18 protein-coding genes, 1 tRNA gene and 1 other RNA gene are annotated in these 20,317 nt (G+C 47.4%); 3 read left to right on the forward strand and 17 right to left on the reverse strand.

What is annotated here, in order from left to right; translation table 11 throughout:
- The first annotated feature begins 61 nt into the window (after window positions 1–61).
- Complete coding sequence (locus V1499_RS20545; RefSeq protein WP_409272151.1) at window positions 62–469, forward strand: LAGLIDADG family homing endonuclease; 408 nt, start codon at window positions 62–64, stop codon at window positions 467–469.
- A gap of 412 nt (window positions 470–881) precedes the next feature.
- Here V1499_RS20545 and ssrA read toward each other — a convergent pair.
- The 8 genes from ssrA to nagE all read right to left on the reverse strand — a co-directional run bounded on the left by ssrA (window position 882) and on the right by nagE (window position 8,887).
- Window positions 882–1,217: a transfer-messenger RNA gene (ssrA, locus tag V1499_RS20550) on the reverse strand.
- A 160-nt stretch (window positions 1,218–1,377) separates the two neighbouring features.
- The gene (gene smpB / locus V1499_RS20555) at window positions 1,378–1,845 is read right to left on the reverse strand and encodes an SsrA-binding protein SmpB (protein ID WP_316572323.1); all 468 of its coding nucleotides are present in this window, start codon (window positions 1,843–1,845) and stop codon (window positions 1,378–1,380) included.
- Window positions 1,846–1,996: 151 nt separating this feature from the next.
- On the reverse strand, window positions 1,997–4,357 hold the full coding sequence (gene rnr / locus V1499_RS20560; protein WP_409272153.1) for a ribonuclease R: 2,361 nt from the start codon (window positions 4,355–4,357) through the stop codon (window positions 1,997–1,999).
- A gap of 30 nt (window positions 4,358–4,387) precedes the next feature.
- Entirely contained in the window at window positions 4,388–5,134 is a 747-nt protein-coding gene (locus V1499_RS20565; RefSeq protein ID WP_409272155.1) for an alpha/beta hydrolase, read from the reverse strand.
- 241 nt (window positions 5,135–5,375) lie between these two features.
- Entirely contained in the window at window positions 5,376–5,777 is a 402-nt protein-coding gene (locus tag V1499_RS20570; protein WP_409272156.1) for an NUDIX hydrolase, read from the reverse strand.
- A gap of 108 nt (window positions 5,778–5,885) precedes the next feature.
- Entirely contained in the window at window positions 5,886–6,119 is a 234-nt protein-coding gene (gene secG / locus V1499_RS20575) for a preprotein translocase subunit SecG (protein WP_115451366.1), read from the reverse strand.
- 166 nt (window positions 6,120–6,285) lie between these two features.
- Window positions 6,286–7,203 carry a haloacid dehalogenase-like hydrolase gene (locus V1499_RS20580; RefSeq protein ID WP_409272158.1) on the reverse strand — a complete coding sequence of 306 codons (918 nt, stop codon included), beginning with the start codon at window positions 7,201–7,203 and terminating at the stop codon, window positions 6,286–6,288.
- Between the two features lie 307 nt (window positions 7,204–7,510).
- Window positions 7,511–8,887 (reverse strand): N-acetylglucosamine-specific PTS transporter subunit IIBC, encoded by a 1,377-nt coding sequence (gene nagE / locus V1499_RS20585; RefSeq protein WP_316572329.1) that lies wholly within the window; start codon window positions 8,885–8,887, stop codon window positions 7,511–7,513.
- Window positions 8,888–9,126: 239 nt separating this feature from the next.
- Between nagE and V1499_RS20590 the strand changes: the two genes are divergently transcribed.
- Window positions 9,127–10,053: an immunoglobulin-like domain-containing protein gene (locus V1499_RS20590; protein ID WP_409272161.1), complete on the forward strand. Its 927-nt coding sequence runs from the start codon at window positions 9,127–9,129 to the stop codon at window positions 10,051–10,053.
- Window positions 10,054–10,295: 242 nt separating this feature from the next.
- Here V1499_RS20590 and eno read toward each other — a convergent pair whose 3' ends face one another.
- The 9 genes from eno to V1499_RS20635 form a co-directional block, all read right to left on the reverse strand.
- On the reverse strand, window positions 10,296–11,591 hold the full coding sequence (gene eno / locus V1499_RS20595; RefSeq protein WP_409272163.1) for a phosphopyruvate hydratase: 1,296 nt from the start codon (window positions 11,589–11,591) through the stop codon (window positions 10,296–10,298).
- A 76-nt stretch (window positions 11,592–11,667) separates the two neighbouring features.
- Window positions 11,668–13,203 carry a 2,3-bisphosphoglycerate-independent phosphoglycerate mutase gene (gene gpmI / locus V1499_RS20600; RefSeq protein ID WP_409272165.1) on the reverse strand — a complete coding sequence of 512 codons (1,536 nt, stop codon included), beginning with the start codon at window positions 13,201–13,203 and terminating at the stop codon, window positions 11,668–11,670.
- Window positions 13,203–13,958, reverse strand: a complete 756-nt coding sequence (gene tpiA, locus V1499_RS20605) for a triose-phosphate isomerase (protein WP_409272167.1) — start codon at window positions 13,956–13,958, stop codon at window positions 13,203–13,205. The genes gpmI and tpiA overlap by 1 nt, the downstream gene beginning before the upstream one ends.
- A 24-nt stretch (window positions 13,959–13,982) precedes the next feature.
- A complete protein-coding gene (locus tag V1499_RS20610) occupies window positions 13,983–15,170 on the reverse strand; it encodes a phosphoglycerate kinase (protein WP_409272168.1) in 1,188 nt (395 codons plus the stop codon).
- Window positions 15,171–15,310: 140 nt separating this feature from the next.
- Window positions 15,311–16,318 (reverse strand): type I glyceraldehyde-3-phosphate dehydrogenase, encoded by a 1,008-nt coding sequence (gap, locus tag V1499_RS20615; RefSeq protein ID WP_409272170.1) that lies wholly within the window; start codon window positions 16,316–16,318, stop codon window positions 15,311–15,313.
- A gap of 86 nt (window positions 16,319–16,404) precedes the next feature.
- Entirely contained in the window at window positions 16,405–17,436 is a 1,032-nt protein-coding gene (locus V1499_RS20620; RefSeq protein ID WP_409272171.1) for a sugar-binding transcriptional regulator, read from the reverse strand.
- Between the two features lie 154 nt (window positions 17,437–17,590).
- Window positions 17,591–17,851: a glutaredoxin family protein gene (locus V1499_RS20625; RefSeq protein ID WP_409272173.1), complete on the reverse strand. Its 261-nt coding sequence runs from the start codon at window positions 17,849–17,851 to the stop codon at window positions 17,591–17,593.
- Between the two features lie 15 nt (window positions 17,852–17,866).
- Window positions 17,867–19,174: an RNA polymerase factor sigma-54 gene (rpoN, locus tag V1499_RS20630; protein WP_409272175.1), complete on the reverse strand. Its 1,308-nt coding sequence runs from the start codon at window positions 19,172–19,174 to the stop codon at window positions 17,867–17,869.
- A gap of 194 nt (window positions 19,175–19,368) precedes the next feature.
- Window positions 19,369–19,440: transfer RNA gene (locus V1499_RS20635), tRNA-Arg, on the reverse strand.
- 215 nt (window positions 19,441–19,655) lie between these two features.
- Between V1499_RS20635 and clpP the strand changes: the two genes are divergently transcribed.
- Window positions 19,656–20,261, forward strand: coding sequence for an ATP-dependent Clp endopeptidase proteolytic subunit ClpP (clpP, locus tag V1499_RS20640; protein ID WP_409272177.1), 606 nt, complete (start codon window positions 19,656–19,658; stop codon window positions 20,259–20,261).
- Window positions 20,262–20,317: the final 56 nt, after the last annotated feature.

The following is a 20,317-nucleotide window of genomic DNA, read 5'->3' on the forward strand; positions in this document are numbered from 1 at the left end:
CTTTAGTTAAAAATTTTAAAATTAGAGTAAAGGATTACAAATCGTGTTGGGGGGATAAATTTTGGAAGAGTGGGAGGCATCTTATCTAGCTGGAATAATTGATGGTGAAGGAAGTATAACCTTAACAAGAATGCATCAAAAAGAGTTTAGACGCCCTTGTATTAGTATTGCATCTACAGATATAGAGCTCTTGGATTATATTAAGAGTATTACCGGAGGCTCTATTATTAACAAGAAAAACTACAAGCCTGGAAAGCACAAAAACTCTTACTGCTTAAATATAAATAAAAAGAATGAAGTCTTCTCCGCATTGCATCAAATTGCCCAATATTTAAGAGTTGAAAGAAAAAGACACCGGTGTAACTGGATTCTTCTACATTATAACAATATTACTCCTAGAAACGGTAAGTATGATCAACAAATGCTGGAGCGAAAAATGGAATTTGAAAAAAGTTTCTTTCTTTTATAATCATGCCATTCGTATCATTCACTCATTTACCTCATGTTCATCAAACAAAGATTTTAATAAAAAAATGTCGCGGATCATCACGGATTTTTGCCTATAAAAAGAAAAAACCACCAATTATGTATTGGTGGAGACGGTGGGACGTGCTATTCCATGCTTTCGTCATGGCACTGACTATATCTTCGACCTCCAATAAGAAGGCCGTCTGGCGTATTATGCATAATATAGTTTTGCCCGGTTCCCAGGCAGATTATGCATCCTAGTACTGCCTTGTGGGCAGCCTATAAGTCGATACACGGCTGTTGGATTGCTCCACATACCGCTCGGCATTGCCTTATCGCAACTGTTGCGACTTAGGTTTCACCGATAAAGCCAGATTTTCACTTGCATATTGCTATGCAAGGCGACTATTTCCTAATCGAACCCACGTCCAAAGATATCGGCACTTAGGCTTCTACGAGTGTAGTCGACATATTCGCGATTCGCTGAGCCATCTGCCTGTCGACAGGCGTTTGGTCAGCTAGCCTGGTTGTTCTCTTCCTTCATCCTCAGACGGTGGAATCCGGCGTAGCCCACTTAGAGTGAGTCCCTTACCCTACCACATGGGCAATGGAGGGAGGAACCGCTACGCAGTATTAAGCTGCGAAAGCGAGGTTGTTGTTAGTTTTGCCAGTTATTGGCGTTGACGTTTTAACGAGGCCGATCCCCTCGACTCGCAACCTAAGCTCGAACTACCCCTGTCGAATCCGTAGCGTCCCCATTGTAGTATGAGCGGCAATTGTTCATTGCCGGACGTCGGAAAAGCTCAGAGCATGAGCTTAGATTATACGCCGCAGTAATCCTGCGACAGTTCTAATTATATCACAAACAGCCATTTTTTCAATAGGAAGGACTTGGTTTCCCTTCGCATCTTACATTTTCTGCCGCTCGCGGAATGCCCTTTCGATATCGCGCTTGGCTTCCTTCTGCTTCAGGTCTTCGCGCTTGTCGTATTTCTTTTTCCCTTTTGCAAGGCCGATAAGCACTTTGGCGTAACCGTTTTTCAAATACATTTTCAATGGAACGAGCGCATAGCCAGATTCCTTCGTTTCGCCGAGCAGTTTCATGATTTCCCGTTTGTGCAAGAGAAGCTTCCGTGTCCTGAGCGGGTCATGGTTGTAGCGGTTCCCTTGTTCATAAGGGGAAATATGGACGCTGTACAGGAACATCTCGCCATTGTGGATCCTAGCGTACGAATCCTTCAATTGCACCTTTCCAGCGCGAATCGATTTGATTTCGGTTCCTTGCAGCACGATTCCGGCTTCATATGTCTCTTCTATAAAATAGTCATGGTACGCTTTTTTATTTTGCGCGACTGTTTTTCCAACACCTTTAGGCATGCTGACTCCCCCTAACATTCCTTAATTGTAGCAAAATTTCTCTATTCCCACAACGAAGCGCCCAAGAATGAAAGAGAGCCTCCAGGAGGCCCTCCAATTTTCCCGAACAAAACAGTTATGGCGTTTTAGCCGAAGCGATGTAACTTGTGCCTCACCGCTTTTTCCGTTTCGCACTCTTGTTTTTCGGGACGTTTTCGTAGAATTTACGTTTCTTCTTCTTGGCCTTATCGCCATCGCCAGAAGCACCAGGCTCCGTGCGGCCAATGCTTTTGGATACGGAACCGCGGCCGCCTGCCTTGCCTTTGGTCGGCTTTTTATCGGAGCTGTTCGTCCTGAAAATGCGTCCTTCCCCGCTCCGTTCGCGCCTTGTCCCTTTCATGCCAACGATTTCAAAGTCGATCGACCGCTCGTCCTTGTTGACGTTAATGACGCGGACGGTGATTTCGTCGCCAATCCGGAACACGTTGCCCGTCCGTTCGCCAATCATCGCAAAATGTCGCTCGTCATAACGGTAATAGTCATCCGTCATATAGCTGACATGGACAAGCCCTTCAATCGTATTCGGCAATTCAACAAACATACCGAAGTTTGTAACCGAGGAAATAATGCCATCGTATTCCTCGCCAATTTTGTCGGCCATGAATTCCGCTTTTTTCAGCTCGTCGGTTTCCCGCTCGGCGTCAACTGCGCGGCGCTCCATTTTGGAGGAGTGTTCTGCGATTTCCGGCAGCCTTGCATTCCATTTTTCACGGGTTGCTTCATCCAGCTTCCCATTTATCAAGTACGTCCTGATTAGCCTGTGAACGATTAAGTCCGGATAACGGCGGATCGGGGATGTGAAATGCGTGTAAAATTCAGTTGAAAGGCCAAAGTGGCCAAGGCTTTCAGGGTAATACTTCGCCTGTTGCATAGAGCGCAGCATGACCGTTGAAACGACCATTTCTTCCGGCTTGCCCTGGACCTCTTCGATGATTTCCTGAAGGGCTCGCGGGTGGACCTGATTGGCCGTCCCCCGAACGAGGTAGCCAAAGTTTGTAATGAATTCAAAAAACCTGCGCAGCTTTTCCTCTTTCGGATCTTCGTGAATCCGGTAAATGAACGGAACTTCCAGCCAGTGAAAATGTTCAGCAACCGTTTCGTTGGCGGCAAGCATGAACTCCTCAATAAGCCTCTCGGCAACGGAGCGTTCACGGATTACAACGTCAGTCGGCTTTCCATCCTCTTCCACCAGTACCTTTGATTCTTTAAAATCAAAATCGATTGCGCCGCGGTCCATTCTTTTTTTACGCAAAATGGACGCCAGTTCCTCCATTAGCTCGAACATTGGAACGAGTGCTTCATAGCGGCTGCGTGTTTCCTCATCTTTCTCGACGAGAATTTTGTTTACATCGCTGTATGTCATCCGTTCGGTCGTCTTAATGACACTTTGGAAAATCTCGTGGTTGACCACATGCCCGCTCGAATCAAGTTCCATTTCGCAAGAAAGTGTCAGGCGGTTTACTTTTGGGTTCAGGGAACAGATTCCATTCGATAACCTGTGTGGAATCATCGGGATGACCCGGTCGACGAGATACACGCTTGTGGCGCGCTCTTCCGCTTCCAAATCAATCGGAGAACCCTCCGTCACATAATAGCTGACGTCGGCAATATGGACGCCGAGCTTGTAGTTGCCATTGTCGAGCTTCGTTACGGTTACAGCGTCATCAAGGTCCTTTGCATCTTCGCCGTCAATTGTGACGATCACCTGGTCACGCAGGTCGCGGCGCCCTTCCATGTCGCGTTCGTCAATTTCATCCGGTACCGAGTTTGCCTGCTCAAGTACCTCTTCCGGAAAAGCGAGCGGAAGTCCGTGTTTATAAATGACCGACAGGATATCGACACCCGGGTCATTTTTGTGGCCGAGGATTTGAATAACCTCGCCTTCTGCACTCGTCCGGCCTTCCGGGTAGTTAACGATTTTCACAACAACCTTATGGCCTTCAACGGCTCCTCCGTTAGCGGCCTTCGGAATAAAGATGTCACCGGCGAATTTTTTTTCGTCCGGGATGACGAATCCGAAGCTCTTGCTTTCAACATATGTTCCGACCATCTGGGTAATGCCGCGTTCCAGGATGCGGACAACCGTCCCTTCCCTGCGCTCGCCCGATGTTTCCGATGAAACCCGGACAAGAACTGTATCGCCATGCATCGCATTGTTCGTTTCATTTGGCGGGATGAAAATATCATCCATTCCCGGCTCTTCGGGCATAACGAATGCAAAGCCCTTTGCATGGCCGGCCACCTTTCCGCGGATCAGATTCATTTTTTGCGGCAGACCATAGCGGTTTGAACGGGTCCTGACGACAAGGCCCTTTTCCTCCATTTGGACGAGCGCCTTTACGAATTCCTTAAAATCGGCCGAATCCTGAATCCCGAATGCTTCCTCAAGCTCCTGGACCGTAAGCGGCTTGTAGGCTTCATCCCTCATATATTGCAAAAGCTTGTCTATATGCGCTTGAATATTATCTTCCAAGCTTATCCCTCCCTTACAGGGTGTTTCTTATTATTCTTTCCAATCTAGGCTTTCCAGAAACGCATAAACATCCTCATGGAGTTGTTCTTTCTCTTTATCGAGGGTAATGACGTGACCAGATTCCTCGTACCACTTGATGTTCTTGTCAATCGACTCCGCTTCGCTATATATGATATTCGCGCTGTCCGGGTTGATCATTCGGTCATGGCGGGCTTGGACGACGAAAAGAGGTGCATAGATAAGGTCGACCTGGTCTCGAACATCCGTTATTAGTTCCTGAAGCGCTTTTAGCGTCGTCATCGGGGTTTTCTTGAACTTTTCCATTTCCTCGTTGACCTCTTCGGGGGTTTTCCCTTCATGCTCTTTGTATTCGCGTGCATACTGAAGAACCCCTTGATACATAGTTTCCTCGCTTCGGAAATCCATCGGGGCACACATTGGAATAATACCCTTTACAGGAACCGTGTAACCCAGCTTGAGCGAGAACACTCCTCCAAGTGACAGGCCGGCGACCGCGATTTCCTCATAGCCCTTATCTTTTAAAAATTGATAGCCGTCCATGACGTCCCGCCACCAGTCTTCAGGTCCGGTTTTCAAAAGTTCTTCCGGCGGTACCCCATGGCCTTTGTAGTGGGGCGCATGGCTAGTGTATCCTTTTTTCTCAAGGAAGCGGCCCAGCATGCGGACATCCGCGGAACTCCCGGTGAATCCGTGCAGGAGGAGCACCGCGCGCGGCCCGGCTTCAAACGTAAACGGCTTAGGTGGTTGTACCTTCATTTCTGTTAACTCCTTCTCATGTACATCTCCCTTAGTTTTAACAAAGGCAGGCTGCACATTCCAGAAATAAGCCTTTACGGCATGGCGAGACCGTTTTCTGAAAATTTAGATAGGAGCGAATCACAAGTAAAACGGGGCGAATATTTTCAAAAACAGGGTGAATAAGTACAAAAACGGGGCGAATTCTTTTTCCTACATTCAGAAAGCCCTTTTGCCAGGTACCTTTTTGTTTAAAATTGCACTAAATTTCCATCCAACCTAGCAAAAAATCCCTGTCTTCCGGGAAGGAAAGGTCCAATGTGGCCAAATCCTCCTTCGATTTCCAGGAAATATCCCAAATCAGGTTATCCGGATCCTGGATTTTCCGGTTGCCGCCGACGATTTTTACAATAAAATAACGGACTTCGACCAAAAAACCTTCATATGTACCTTTTTTCACCTTAACTTCATCCAGCACTTCAACAAGAAAACCCGTTTCTTCCTGAAACTCCCGCCTGCAGCACTCCCGAAAACTTTCACCTTCCTCAACGCCGCCGGAGGGCACGGACCATTTTTTCACTTCCTCAGGTTTTCCCTGCAAAACCATTAAGATGTTGCCTTGTTCATTTATACATATACCCGCTGCGCCAGCCCACTTTAACATACAATCGCTCCTTTTATATCAATCCCACTCAACTATTCGAGAGGAGCAGCCATTCTTCCTTTTTTCGCAAAAAATAAACCCGGCACGCGGCCGGGTCAATTTTCATTATTAAAGTTTTAAGTATGTTACGGCGATTGTCAGGATAAAGAACAATACCGAAAGGACAACCGTAATCCGGTGAAGGATAAGGTCGATACCGCGTGCTTTCTGCTTTCCGAAAAGCTGTTCCGCTCCGCCGGAAATTGCGCCTGAAAGACCCGCGCTACGGCCAGATTGAAGTAATACAACGACGATAAGTCCAATTGATACAATTACCAATAATGTTACGAATAATGCATGCATGAAGGCCACCTCCTGTTAGACGTTCATTCACAGTATTCTTAATTTAACATATAATCCCGTTTTTCACAATAGCGGGATTCATGGAGATTTTGACAATTGCTTCGAGGGTTGCCTCAGCGTTTGTCCCTCTAATACGGTTTGCACGTGGCAGCTGAAGCCAGGCGTCTCAACGCATAACCGATGCCGCCATACGGACATACGTATGCCGCTTACCGCGGACGACTATGGAATAGGCAAGTATATTTTCCGGAAGCGCGATTCCATTTGCACCGGCATCGCCGATATGGTAAAGGTCGGCACCAGCCATCTTGCTATTCAAAGCAATTTGCCTGATGGTTGCTTCGTCCGATCCCTCCTGGCTTGTCCCGGTCGTGAGGATGGCAAGTGCGCCCTTTTCATGGACAAGATCGACGAGGCGTGCTGTTTTTGATACAGTAAAGCCTGGAACGGTTCCCGGAGAAGGGATAAGGATAATATCCGCACCAACCTCAATAAACCGGTGCAATGTTTCCTCGCCCATCAGGCTGCTTCCAGTTTCACCCGCGACTCCGGCTCCGTGCATTTTTCCGGCAATAATCAGTCCTTCAGGTCCAAAGACATCCCGGGCAATGGCAATGGCTTTCGTGATCTCAGAATTTGATACACCTGTTTTCGGATTTCCCGTCAGGCATACGAAGTCAAAGCCGAGCTCCTTTGCCCTGCGAAGGGACCGCTCGGTTGCAATGCGCCCTTCAGGTAGTTCAGTGAGTGCTTCAAGCTTTTCCGCTGAAAGGTCTACAGGTTCTAGGTTCAATCCAACCGGACGGCCGACAAGCCGTTTTAGCGTACGGACAATTTCCTCCGGTTCGGTTGCCGGCATCCCTTGAATTTCAGGGTCGAAAACGTCAAAGAAGTTCAGCAGGATCAAGTCTGCGCCAAATGCGGCCACCATCTCAGCGTTTGTCACAGCAGGGTAAAGCGGGGTAAACGCCCCGATAACCTCTGCTAAAATCGTCCTTCCTTCCGAGGCGAGGATCGACTTTTTAATGTCCTGCCCGGTCATCTTCGCAAAATCGGACGCGGTGCAATCAAGAATTCGTTTCAACTTGGCTACCTCCCAAGGGAATTTTTTAGGTGTTTAATTCGTTGCAAGTGCCCTCAACTTGATGAAGACACGTTCGGGTAAAATTCCAGTTCAAAACTATTATCATAACCCTATTGAAGACACTAAAGGTGAAAATTCTTCCCAAACTTTCTTCACAAACCGAATGAAGACACTTTCATGTTAAAATCCCCCTCAAAACTGTCCTCATAAACATGCTCCTCTTTCTAAAGCATCAACATGGTTATTTTTTCAAAGGGAACGAAAAAAATACCTGGCGGCACGGGGCCGCCAAGCATATCCTAAATATTTATAGTTTCTTCATTTCGTTGGACAGGAACTCAACATCGGTTCCGACGACAACCTGGATATCCTGTTTGCTTAGCTTGATGACCCCTTTGGAGCCGAGCTGCTTAAGGCGGTTTTCATCTACGTTGTCTGTGTCCTTCACACGGAGGCGAAGGCGGGTGACGCAGTTGTCAATGCTAACGAGGTTATCCTTTCCGCCAAGAGCATCGACATATTGGACGGCGGCTGTATGATAGTCGCCTTTAATCGCGGAATCCTCGTCAAACTCACCTTCGACATCATCTTCACGGCCCGGGGTTTTCAGGTCGAGTTTCTTAATGAGGAAGTAGAACACAACAAAGTAAATGGCTGCGTACACAAGGCCGACCAACGCGAGAAGGAGCGGCTTCGTGGCGATGCCGTAATTCAAGAAGTAGTCAATCGCACCTGCAGAGAATCCGAATCCGTGCCGTATGCCCATTAGATAGGTGACCGCGAGCGCAATCCCCGTCAAAAGTGCATGGACAAAGTAAAGAACCGGCGACAGGAACATGAACAAGAATTCAATTGGTTCCGTTATACCTGTCAGGAACGAGGTAAACGCAAGCCCGATCATTACCCCGGCAACTGCTTTGCGCCTTTCTTTTTTGGCCGCTGCTACCATCGCTGCGGCTGCGGCTGGGAGGCCGAACATCATGACCGGGAAGAAGCCTGTCATAAAGATTCCGGCATCTGGATCTTTTGCAAAGAAACGGGTCAAGTCACCCTTGACGACTTCACCGGCTGCATTCGTAAATTCACCGAATTCAAACCAGACGAGCGTGTTCAGGACATGGTGCAGGCCAAGTGGGATGAGCAAACGGTTCAGGAAGCCGAAAGCCCCGACCCCCAGAGCCCCCGCTCCAACGATCCAGTTGCCGACAGAGTTGATTACATGCTGAATTGGCGGCCATACATATCCAAAGACCGCGGCAAGTATAAGCATGGTTAAAGCTGTGATAATTGGAACGAAGCGCCGCCCTCCAAAGAAGCCAAGCCAATCTGGAAGTTTGATATCATGGTATTTATTGTACAATAGCCCGGCAATAACCCCGGCAAGGATACCTCCGAGGACCGCCATGTTGATTTCTTCATTGATGGCTTTTGTGCCCTCCGTTAAAATGAAATAGCCGATCGCTCCGGCAAGCCCGGCGGCCCCGTTACCATCCTTGGCTATCCCAACAGCGACCCCGATTGCAAAAAGGAGTGCAAGGTTGGCGAAAATCGCGTTACCAGCAGAAGAAATAAATTCAATATCCAATAAGTCCGGCTGGCCCAGGCGAAGCAATAGGGCAGCTGCTGGCAATACGGCGATTGGGAGCATGAGCGCCCTTCCTATCCGTACCAAAAAACCTAACATTTTCCACACCTCTTCCTCTTCAAATTTTTAAAACGCTTACAAACAGGCAGAGAGCCTGCCTACCTTTATATTAAACACTATATTTGTATCCGTAAAATAATATGTGTCGAAAGATTGCGACTCTTTAAGTTAGGTTTATTATTTTTTACTCCAGAAAACTAAATTTCAAATATATACCATATTAATTTAGTAATGTAAAATTATATAGATGGCATCATCTAATAGGGGGTAGTATGCAAGTGAGAGAGAACAAGCATTTTTTCCGATTGTTGTTCTTCATCTCCATTTTTTTCTCTTTCTCATCTTCAAGCTATGCAGCTGGTGCTGGCAGCCAGGACAAAGAAAAGCCGGTGCTGGCGGGAATCACTCATGAAATTATTTTCATCGGCCAGGCGTTTACCCCTTTAGAGGGCGTTTCAGCAAAAGATAATGTAGATGGGAACCTCACTCGAAAAATAGTGGTTTCAGGGAAGGTGAATACGAAAAAGGCAGGTCAATATGTCCTGACATATACTGTATATGATAAGGCAAAAAATAAGGCAATGGCGGTACGGACGATAACCGTAATAAAAGATACGGTTGAACCAGAACTTTCAGGGATTGCGAACAAGTCGATTTACATTTCCAAAGCTTTCGATCCTTTGTTTGGCGTTACGGCGATGGATAATGCTGATGGCGACGTGACTTCGAGTATTGAAGTTTCCGGAAGGGTCAATGAAAAGAAAGCCGGAAAGTACAAGCTGATTTATTCTGTTAGGGACAAGGCCGGTAATATCGCTTCTCGAGAACGGATCGTTACAGTTATTGATAATATCAAGCCGGTTTTTTCAGGAGTAGGAAACATAGAGTTGGTTATCGGTGAGTCCTTTCATCCTCTTAAGGGAGTTACGGCCTTCGATAATAATGATGGCGACTTAACCGGGATGATTAAGGTATCCGGTTATATCAACACAAGGGAGTTAGGAATCAATACAATTATCTATAGCGTAAAGGATAAAGCGGGAAACAAGGCTAAATACAAGCGGACCATAACCGTAAAAGAAGGGCCAGATGGCTATCTCGAATTTTTAACGGATTACGTCTCACCGGATAACGGCATGACTGTAACGATGAAGCAAATGTCCAAAACAAATCTTGGCGAATGTTACGAATACAGTGTGGCCTAACCCAAGAGAATAATATAAATGATCCCATTACAGAGCTCCCGCGAAAATCTACTATACCGATGATACGTATGAAGCCAAACCCCCAAGTGATTTTGGAACACTAGCGTAAGAGTGGTTTCATAAATAAAAACTCCTCCAAATGTGATGCTGCACATCGGAGGAGTTTTTTCATTTGGAATAAAGCAAAGTACTTCACTGTTTAAACTTCTGGTGAAACAGTCGACCCGTCCTCAGCTTCACATCTACTTCTTAAGGTTGTAGAAGCTCTTAAGGCCAAGGTATTGGGCAGTTTCGCCAAGCTGGTCTTCAATACGGAGCAGCTGGTTGTATTTTGCCACACGGTCAGTACGGGATGGCGCGCCTGTTTTGATTTGGCCCGCATTTGTTGCAACAGCGATATCGGCGATTGTTGCATCCTCGGTTTCACCAGAACGGTGGGAGATAACAGCAGTGTAACCCGCGCGTTTCGCCATTTCGATTGCATCGAATGTTTCAGTCAGTGTACCGATTTGGTTCACTTTGATCAGGATGGAGTTGCCGACACCCTGCTCGATACCTTGTGCCAACTTTTTTGTATTTGTTACGAATAGGTCGTCACCAACAAGCTGGACTTTATTGCCAATGCGCTCAGTCAATAGCTTATGTCCTTCCCAGTCGTTCTCATCAAGTCCATCTTCAATCGAAATGATTGGGTACTTCGATACCATTTCTTCATACCAGTCGACCATTTCAGCGGACGTTTTTACAACGCCTTCACCAGCCAAATGATATTTTCCATCTTCTCTGTTGTAAAACTCAGAAGATGCCGCATCCATTGCAAGCATAACTTCTTCACCTGGCTTGTAGCCGGCTTTTTCAATCGCGGAAACGATTGTTTGGAGCGCTTCTTCGTTTGAACCAAGGTTCGGAGCGAAACCGCCTTCGTCACCAACAGCTGTGTTGAGGCCCTTGCCTTTCAGGACAGCTTTCAGGCTGTGGAAAATTTCCGTACCCATGCGAAGGGCTTCCCTGAAATTAGGAGCGCCAACAGGCATGATCATGAATTCCTGGATGTCGACATTGTTATCAGCATGCGCGCCGCCGTTAACGATGTTCATCATTGGAACAGGAAGCTGCTTGGAGTTGAAGCCGCCCAAGTATTGGTACAATGGTATATCCAGATAGTCTGCCGCTGCATGCGCGACCGCCATCGATACGCCGAGGATTGCATTGGCACCAAGCTTCCCTTTGTTTTCTGTGCCGTCAAGCTCGATTAGGGCCTGGTCGACGCCAACCTGGTCAAGAACGCTGTATTCGCCAATCAATTCAGGCGCAATTACATCATTGACGTTTTCAACAGCTTTCAGGACACCTTTTCCAAGGTAACGGTCTTTGTCGCCGTCGCGAAGCTCTACTGCTTCGTGTTCACCTGTAGAAGCGCCGCTTGGGACGAGGGCGCGGCCGAATGCGCCGGATTCAGTGAAAACTTCTACCTCGATTGTTGGGTTGCCGCGGGAATCTAGTACTTCGCGTGCGTAAACATCAGTAATAAATGGCATGCAGTATCTCTCCTTAAAAATAGTAGTATTTACCAGAATTCATTCCGGTATTAGAAACTGTTAGTTATATCTGCCGTTATTTTTTCAGAAGCGTTTTACCTGTCATTTCCTTCGGCTGTTCGACGTAAAGCAAGTCGAGGACGGTTGGAGCAAGGTCGCCGAGAATGCCATCTTCCCTTAATGCAACATCAGATTTTGTGATGATGACAGGGACCGGGTTGGTCGTATGGGCAGTCATCGGGTTTCCCCCAATCGTAACAACCTCGTCTGCATTTCCATGGTCAGCCGTAATGATGGCAGTGCCGCCTTTTTCTAAAAGTAAATCGACAATTTTGCCAAGGCATTCGTCAACGGTTTCAACAGCCTTTATGGTCGGTTCAAGCATTCCTGAGTGGCCGACCATATCCGGATTTGCAAAGTTGAGAATGATGCAATCAAATTTTTCATTCTCGATTTCTTTTAAAAGCGCATCCGTTACTTCGTAGGCACTCATTTCCGGTTTCATGTCATAGGTCGCAACCTTCGGGGAGTTGATGAGGATTCTCTCCTCGCCCGGAAACCTGTCTTCCCGCCCGCCGCTCATAAAGAATGTGACATGGGGATATTTTTCGGTTTCGGCAATCCGCAGCTGCTTTAACCCGTTTTGGGAAAGTACCTCGCCAAGTGTGTTGTCGAGATTGGTTGGCTTGAATGCCACATACCCGTCAACCGATTCACTGAAATGGGTAAGGCAGACAAAATACAAATGCTCTGGATGTCCTGGTCCACGATCGAAAGCCCGGAAATCTTCATTGGTAAATGTATTTGAGATTTGGATGGCACGGTCGGGACGGAAGTTATAGAAAATAACCGCATCATTGTCGTCGATTTTCCCTACCGGCTGGCCATCTTCGTCCGTCAGAACGGAAGGAAGCACGAATTCGTCGAAAATCCCGTGCTGGTACGAGTCTTCGATTACCTGCATCGGCTCGGAGTAGGAAGGGCCTTCGCCATAGACCATGGCCCTGTACGACTTTTCAACCCTGTCCCAGCGTTTGTCGCGGTCCATTGAGTAATAACGCCCGGAAATGGTGGCAAACTGGCCGACGCCATATTCCTTGATTTTCTCGAGTGTTTCCTCAATAAAGGTGCCAGCAGTCTGCGGGCCGACATCCCGGCCGTCAAGGAAGGCATGGATATAAACCTTTTCCAGGCCTGCTTCAGCAGCAAGCTTTAGTAACGCAAACATATGGCTGATATGGCTATGGACACCGCCATCGGACAGGAGCCCGAACAGATGAAGGGCGGTCCCGTTCTTTTTCGCATGCTCAATGGCACCCAGGATGGTTTCATTCTTTTGGAATTCCCCTTCCCGAATGGCGATATTCACCCTAGTCAGGCTTTGGTACACGATCCGGCCCGCGCCGATGTTCAGATGGCCGACTTCGGAGTTGCCCATCTGCCCCTCTGGAAGGCCGACCGCCTCGCCGGATGCCCGGAGCTGCGCATGAGGGTATTTATTCCAGTACCGTTCAAAGTTTGGCTTTTTCGCCTGCGCAACGGCGTTTCCAAATCGTTCCCCCCTCAGGCCGAAACCGTCGAGGATGATTAAAGCTACAGGAGATTTGCTCATTATTTACCAGCCTCCAAAAGCTGAAGGAACGATTGTGGTTCCAGGCTTGCGCCGCCAACGAGCGCGCCGTCGATATCAGGCTGTGCCATGTACTCCGCAATGTTATCAGGCTTGACGCTGCCGCCGTATTGGATGCGGACTGCCTCAGCCGCTACCTGTGAAAACTCTTCGGCAACAACTTTCCGGATATGGGCGCATACTTCATTTGCATCTTCCGCAGTCGATGATTTTCCGGTGCCGATTGCCCAAATCGGTTCGTAAGCGATGACGGTTTGCTTCACCTGTTCCTCAGTAAGGCCTTCGAGAGCCTTTTCTATCTGGCCTGCAACAAACCCGTTTGTTTCACCGTTCTCACGCTGCTCAAGGGTTTCACCGCAGCAAACGATTGGCACAAGCCCATGCTTGAATGCCGCCAGGGTTTTCTTGTTCACCATTTCATCCGTTTCGTTGAACATTTCACGGCGCTCGGAGTGGCCGAGGATTACATAAGCGACTCCAAGATCCGCCAAGGCCGCAGGGCTAATTTCACCTGTAAAAGCCCCTTTTTCTTCGAAGTGCATGTTTTGCGCCCCGATTTTTACAGGGGAGCCGTCCGTTTCAGTGACCAATGACGATAAAAATAGTGCCGGGGCACAGATCGCCGATTCGATTTCCCCGCTGTCCGGCACGAGGCCCTTTACTTCTTCTACAAAGCTTTTTGCTTCCGATAACGTCTTGTGCATTTTCCAGTTTCCCGCGATAATCGGTTTTCGCATTCCGGCACGTCCTTTCTTTCTGTTTTATTCCTTATCGTTCAGCGCGGATACGCCCGGAAGGTCTTTTCCTTCCATAAATTCAAGGGAAGCCCCGCCTCCAGTTGAAATATGGCTCATTTTTTCTGCGAGGTTGAACTTTTCAACCGCCGCAGCTGAATCACCGCCGCCAATGACCGAATATGTAGATTCGGATTCAGCAAGTGCCTCGGCAACTGCTTTTGTTCCGTTTGCAAATTTATCAAATTCAAACACACCCATCGGGCCATTCCAGATAACAAGTTTTGAATTCTTGATTACATCCCTGTAAAGCTCCGCTGTTTTCGGGCCGATATCGAGCGCCTCCCAGTCAGCAGGGATTTCCTCTATGCCGACGACTTTGGAATTGGCATCCGGAGAAAAGTCATCCGCGATGACAACATCGACTGGCATATGGAAGGATACGCCTTTTTCCTTAGCCTTTTCCATGAATGAATTGGCCAAATCGATTTTATCCTCTTCAAGAAGGGATTTGCCGATTTCATGTCCCTTTGCCTTTACAAAGGTGTAAGCAAGGCCTCCGCCAATAATCAGATGGTCGACTTTTTCAAGTAGGTTTTCGATTACACCAATCTTATCCTTGACCTTTGCGCCGCCAATAATGGCTGTAAATGGGCGTTCAGGGTTGGAAAGTGCACTTCCGAGAACCTCAAGCTCCTTCTCCATTAAAAATCCCGCCACAGCTGGAAGATGATGAGCGATGCCCTCGGTCGATGCATGCGCCCTGTGGGCCGCGCCAAACGCGTCATTTACATAAATATCGGCAAGTGAGGCAAATTCCTTTGCGAGTTCCGAATCATTTTTTTCCTCGCCGGGATAAAAACGGACGTTTTCCAAAAGAAGCACATCGCCATCAGCCATGCCGCTAATTTGCCCCTTTACAGAGTCACCATAGGCTTCTTCAGCTTTCAGGACATTCTTCCCAAGCAGCTCGCCAAGACGATCGCCAACTGGCGCAAGGCGCATTTCTTCGACAACCTTGCCTTTCGGGCGGCCAAAATGGCTTGCAAGGATGACCTTGGCTCCTTGATCAATTAAATACTGGATGGTTGGGAGTGCAGCGCGGATTCTAGTTTCGTCCGTAATTTTACCGTCCTGCATCGGGACGTTGAAATCGACCCGGCAGAAAACGCGCTTTCCTTTTACATCTACATCCTTCAACGTCTTCTTGTTCATGGAATCCCTCCTGGAACATCCGAATTTTTTCGATTTTGCCGTTAAAAAAGGAGAGGGGAATCCTCCCCGCTCCCCGTTAAAAGCCAATTTCATTATAGTTGTTTTTTTAAAAGTTAGCCAATTTTACCAATAAGGACGGATTAAACGCCTTTTTCAGCGATGTATTCGCACAGGTCAACTACACGGTTTGAGTAGGCGTATTCGTTGTCGTACCAGGAAAGGACTTTCACCAAATTGCCTTCAAGGACCATTGTGGATAGGCCATCAACAATGGAAGATTCCGTGCTGCCGTTATAGTCAGAAGAGACAAGCGGAAGATCTGTATACTTAAGAATTCCCTTCAGCGGGCCTTCTGCCGCTTCTTTCAGTGCCTGATTCACTTCTTCAGCCGTTACGTTTTTCTCAAGCTCCGCAACAAGGTCAACAACGGATACGTTAGGAGTTGGAACACGCATCGCCATACCGTTCAGCTTGCCTTTCAATTCAGGAAGGACAAGTGCAACAGCTTTTGCAGCGCCAGTTGTTGTAGGAATGATATTTTCAGCTGCAGCACGCGCGCGGCGGTAGTCTTTATGCGGTAAATCAAGGATTTGCTGGTCATTTGTATACGAGTGGACAGTCGTCATCATGCCGCGCTTAATGCCGAAGCTGTCGTTAAGTACTTTTGCAAAAGGAGCAAGGCAGTTTGTTGTACAAGATGCATTCGAGATCACATGGTGGTTTGCTGCCTCGTACTTGTCATGGTTAACACCCATTACGATTGTGATATCTTCATCAGAAGCCGGGGCAGAAATAATAACTTTCTTGGCACCTGCTTCAAGGTGTTTCGCAGCGTCAGCACGCTTTGTAAAGCGGCCTGTTGATTCAACAACCACTTCAACGCCAAGGTCTCCCCATCCAAGCTGCGCAGGGTCACGCTCAGCTAGAACTTTAACAGTTTTTCCGCCAACCACAAGATTGGAGCCATCAACTGTCACATCTTTTGAAAGTGTTCCGTGAACAGTGTCATATTTCAAAAGGTGGGCAAGCATATTCGCATCTGTAAGGTCATTTACTGCTACAATTTCAATGTTCGGATTGTCAAGGGCCGCGCGGAAAACATTACGTCCAATACGTCCAAAACCGTTAATACCAACTTTTAATGCCATGATTAGTTCCTCCTTTGATTCGGTAAGGCTTAAAATTTTATATCAAAGGGTAAATACCCTTTTAATAACATGTATCCAGTTTTTGATTAAATTGCATTGCTTCTTACTATTAGTTTTGCTGCCCCTTCGTCGGTTATGAGGATTGTTTGGGGCGGCGCTATTTTTAAATACGATTGAATGGCTTTGGCTTTTGAGCTCCCTCCGGCAACAGCAAGGACTTTTGGGATGCCCGCCAGGTCGCCAAGCTGTAAGCCGATGGTCATTACTTTATGGACAATGTCACCCTGCTCATTAAAATAATAGCCAAATGCCTCAGAAACAGCTTTGTTTTGAATGATTTTTTCCATATCCTCTTTGGGGGTTTTGCGCCGTGTAGCCATTGTCATAGCATCCCCTATCCCATGGAGCACCATTCCGGCCGATTTAATCTGCGACAGCACTTCATGCACTCCGGGCTCCTTAATAAAAGATTCGTATATATCCATGCTCACCTGCTCGGGAACGTAAAAGACTCGATGGCGGGATTTCGTATTGGCAGCCATAATGGCGCAAATCGTATTCGCCTGGTTCTGGACATCCTCGCCGATTCCGCCACGGGCAGGAACGAACAACAAATCTTCCTTCGCAAGGCCCGGCCCCAGTTCCTCGGCTACTGCCGCCATGGTAGAGCCACCTGTGACCGCGATGATATTTTTTCCGTCAATCAGCTTTTTCATCCTGTGCGCCGTCGCCCGGCCCAATTCCTTTTTGGCAAGGGGAGATTGGTCGCTATCTCCGGGTACGATAATAACGTTCCGGATGCCAAGGCGATGCTTCAATTCCAGTTCCATTACATCTATACCCTTTAGCTCCCGCATTAAGCCATCAAGATCTTCCAGTAAATTTCTGCCTCCTTCTGAAAGCATCAGGCCCAAAGGTTGCGAAACAATCAGGTTCTGCTCCTTCAGGAAGTCGGTCTCTGTACGCAGAACCCTCTCCGTATAGCCAAGATTCGCGGCAAGGGTCCTTCTTCCGACTGGCTGCAAAAAATTGATTGTACGCAGAATGGAATACCTTTCCTGCATAACGTCGAGAAGGTCCGGCAATAATCTTTTTTGGATATCTAATAACGAGTGCATGAGCTGCAACTCCTTCTTGCAAATTAGCGGAGCATAGCAGAATCTCTCCCAAGGTACTGGGACGTTTTTTGTCCCGCTATGACAAATTATGTCCCACTTGTCGCAAAAAAAATCACCCTGTTCGCACTTATTTTAACAGGAGTGATTTTCACATTCAACTAAAATGATTGGATTGGCTATTTTTTATGAACGAAACTAAATACTGCTTTTCAATGATTCCGTATCCAGCTTCAATTCCATCAACAAGGATGACCGGTATCATCAGCCCATATTCCTCGGTCAACTCGTCGCTAGACCCAATATCAATTTCCTCAAGCTCGAACGCGATGGACTCGCGGATTTCAAGCAAATCCTCCTTCGCCTTTTCGCAAAGCGGGCAGCGGCTCCTAGTATAGAAAGTAACTTTCGGTTTCAACTCAATCATCCTTTATTAAAATCGTTTCCGTTTTGAAGAAGAGGCGATTCCCAGTTGTTCCCGATACTTGGCCACGGTCCTTCTCGAAATGACAAGCCCCTCGTTCTTCTTTAGCATATTGGTGATCTCTTGGTCTGAAACTGGCTGCCTCTTGTCCTCATGCCCGATAATCGCAGCGATCAATTTTTTCACCTGGGCCGAGGATGCACTGCTGTCCGAGACAGTGCCGATTCCGGAAGAGAAAAACGACTTCAGTTCAAAGGTGCCAAATGGCGTCCCGAGGTATTTTTCACGGACAGCGCGGCTGACGGTCGATTCATGGATATCCAAGCAATCAGCAACTTCCTTCATCGTAAGCGGCATCAGCTGCCCCTTCGCTTCCGCAAAAAAGTACGGCTGCTTTTCAATTATTTTCCCAGCCACTTTTAAAATTGTATCGTTCCGCTGCCTGATACTTTTTGCAAGCCATTGGTAATCCTGGTATTTTTCCTGCAGAAATTTGATTGCCTGCTCATCGCCGCTTGACGTTAGTGAATGGAACATATCGTCGTTAAAGCCGATTGCCGGGAGATTTCCTTCAACAAGATGGACGCGCCATTGCCCATTCACGCAATCCGCCACCACGTCTGGAACAAGATAAGCAGCTCTTTCCTGATAAAAATCAGCCCCGGGCCTTGGGTTTAATTTTTGCATAAGGTCATATATTCCCTGTATTTCCTTGAGGCTTACCTTTAATTCCTTCGCAAGCTTCTTCCACTTTTTTTCCGCAAATTCGGAAAAGAATCCTTTTACGATCACATGGGCCAAAGGAGATCCTTCACCATTTCTATCAAGTTGAAGGAGGAGGCATTCCTGCAGGTTTCTCGCGCCTATTCCTGGCGGGTCCAGCTGCTGAATTTCCCACAGGCACTCTTCCACCTTTGCTGGGCTTGCATTCGAAATGACAGCGATTTCATTTATATCTCCACGGAAATAACCATTTTCATCTATATTCAATATAACCTGGCGTATAAGTTTTTGTTCGTCTTTTTGAAAGCGCCCGGGCTTCAGCTGGGAAAGAAGATGTTCCTCAAGCGTCGTCCCCGTCTCCGATGCAATTCCATTTATATCGTTTTGTTTTTCTCTGTAGGTTGTTTTCCTTGGACGGTCTTTCGACTGCCCGGAAGGCATGACTTCAAGCAGGGGATTTTCAAGCGCCCTTGCTTCCAGAAAGCTCGCCAGCTCCTGGGCACTATATTGGAGCAGGGCAATTGCCTGGGACAATTCCTGCGTCATTGACAATCTTGTCTGCTGCTGTTGCAAAAGTCCAATCCTCATGTTCATCTGCTTACCCCCCGCCTTCTATTTTACATGAAAATCGGTGGTTTGGGTTATAGCCAAAAAAACTTGGCAAGGTTTTTGGGAAAAGAATTGTCTTCCCTTTCCGGGGCCAGTGGCGCGCAACGCGATACCGAGGTTAATAGTACAAAAAAAATCAACGGCCCCGAGTCAGGAACCGTTGATTTTTTAAAAAGTAGCGCCCTCGTCAGGACTCGAACCCGAATTTCAAGAACCGGAATCTTGCGTGCTATCCGTTGCACCACGAGGGCATATTTTTGCATCACAATTTCATATTATAGTGGAAACCAATCATCTTTGCAAGCACAGATTATGTTTAAAATGGGGAACGTTGGGTAAGATGGCTAACATGGAAAAAGTTCGAACAAAACCTTATCTATTGAGCGATTCGTTTGACCTTTATTGACCATCATTGTATGATACTTACATAAGGAAATCTTAAAATGTTTCTTAAGGAGGCAGTCTTATGAATTTGATCCCTACAGTCATTGAACAAACAAATCGGGGCGAGCGAGCATATGATATATATTCACGCCTGTTAAAAGACCGGATTATTATGCTTGGGAGCGGAATTGACGACCATGTTGCCAACTCGATCGTCGCCCAGCTCCTGTTCCTTGAGGCGGAAAACCCTGAAAAGGACATCTCCATCTACATCAACTCCCCAGGCGGCAGCATCACGGCGGGGATGGCCATTTATGATACGATGCAGTTCATAAAGCCGGATGTCCAAACCATCTGCATCGGCATGGCGGCATCCATGGGTGCGTTCCTTCTTGCAGCCGGAACAAAAGGCAAGCGTTACGCCCTTCCGAATGCTGAAGTAATGATCCACCAGCCGTTAGGAGGCGCGCAAGGCCAGGCAACCGAAATCGAAATCGCCGCCAAGCGGATTCTGTTCCTTCGTGAGAAGCTGAACACCATCCTTTCCGAGCGTACTGGCCAGCCGCTTGAAGTAATCGCAAGGGATACAGACCGCGACAACTTCATGACTGCAGAGCGCGCTAAAGAATACGGCCTCGTCGACCATATCATCACTCGTAATATTGTTGAAGAGAAAAAAGATAAATAATACTCGTTGTGATTGCAGCCCGTTTCCGATTGGAGGCGGGCTGTTGTGGTGGTGAT

This window comes from Neobacillus oceani (assembly GCF_046237595.1).
GTDB classification, from domain to species: Bacteria; Bacillota; Bacilli; order Bacillales; family Cytobacillaceae; genus Bacillus_D; species Bacillus_D oceani.